The sequence below is a fragment of the Nocardiopsis sp. NRRL B-16309 genome, assembly GCF_001279585.1.
Lineage (GTDB): Bacteria > Actinomycetota > Actinomycetes > Streptosporangiales > Streptosporangiaceae > Nocardiopsis.
In genome coordinates this window covers 1-1,558 of the sequence record NZ_LGEC01000121.1, presented here as the reverse complement: position 1 = coordinate 1,558, position 1,558 = coordinate 1, and the positions used below count along the sequence as shown (strand labels likewise).

Annotated in this window: 1 rRNA gene; it reads left to right on the top strand. The window is 56.5% G+C overall.

Features of this window, described 5'->3' with window-relative positions:
- Positions 1 to 1,520, top strand: a 23S ribosomal RNA gene (locus ADL05_RS26780); the annotation flags it as partial.
- Between the last annotated feature and the right edge of the window lie 38 nt (positions 1,521 to 1,558).

Here is a 1,558-nt window from a genome sequence, read left to right as displayed (position 1 = left end):
GCTGGTCTGGGAACCGATGTTGTAGTAGGTAAGTGATGGGGTGACGCAGGAGGGTAGCTCTACCCGGCGGTGGTTGTCCGGGGGTAAGCGTGTAGGCCGGTGTGTTGGCAAATCCGCACACCGTGTGGCTGAGACGTGATGCCGAGCCGTTTTTGGTGAAGTGAGTGATCCCATGCTGTCGAGAAAAGCCTCTAGCGAGTTCGTGTGTGGCCAGTACCCTAAACCGACGCAGGTGGTCAGGTAGAGAATACCGAGGCGTTCGGGTGAACCATGGTTAAGGAACTCGGCAAATTGTCCCCGTAACTTTGGGAGAAGGGGAGCCCTGTCTGGTGATGGACCTTTGCGTCTTGAGCTGGGTGGGGTCGCAGATAGCGGGGGGAAGCGACTGTTTATTAAAAACACAGGTCCGTGCGAAGTCGTAAGACGCTGTATACGGACTGACGCCTGCCCGGTGCTGGAACGTTAAGAGGACTGGTTAGTGGGTTTCGGCCTGCGAAGCTGGGAATCTAAGCGCCAGTAAACGGCGGTGGTAACTATAACCATCCTAAGGTAGCGAAATTCCTTGTCGGGTAAGTTCCGACCTGCACGAATGGCGTAACGACTTCCCCACTGTCTCAACCATGGGCCCGGTGAAATTGCACTACGAGTAAAGATGCTCGTTTCGCGCAGCAGGACGGAAAGACCCCGGGACCTTCACTATAGCTTGACATTGGTGTTTGGGATGGTTTGTGTAGGATAGGTGGGAGCCTGTGAGACTGTCACGCTAGTGGCGGTGGAGGCGTTGGTGAAATACCACTCTGACTGTTTCGGGCATCTAACTTTGGACCGTGATCCGGTTCGGGGACAGTGTCTGGTGGGTAGTTTAACTGGGGCGGTTGCCTCCCAAAGAGTAACGGAGGCGCCCAAAGGTTCCCTCAGCCTGGTTGGTAATCAGGTGTTGAGTGTAAGTGCACAAGGGAGCTTGACTGTGAGACGGACGTGTCGAGCAGGAGCGAAAGCTGGGACTAGTGATCCGGCACCGGCGTGTGGAAGCGGTGTCGCTCAACGGCTAAAAGGTACCCCGGGGATAACAGGCTGATCTTCCCCAAGAGTCCATATCGACGGGATGGTTTGGCACCTCGATGTCGGCTCGTCGCATCCTGGGGCTGGAGTTGGTCCCAAGGGTTGGGCTGTTCGCCCATTAAAGCGGCACGCGAGCTGGGTTTAGAACGTCGTGAGACAGTTCGGTCCCTATCCGCTGTGCGCGTTGGAGACTTGAGAAGGGCTGTCCCTAGTACGAGAGGACCGGGACGGACGAACCTCTGGTGTGCCAGTTGTCCTGCCAAGGGCATGGCTGGTTTGCTACGTTCGGGAGGGATAACCGCTGAAAGCATCTAAGCGGGAAGCTTGCTTCGAGATGAGGTCTCCTGCCTCCTTTGAGAGGGTAAGGCTCCCTGTAGACGACGGGGTTGATAGGCCGGGTGTGGAAGCCCTGTGAGGGGTGGAGCTGACCGGTACTAATAGGCCGAGGGCTTGTCCGCTGCAGATAATTGGGTGCTCGCGCATATTTTTCACATAT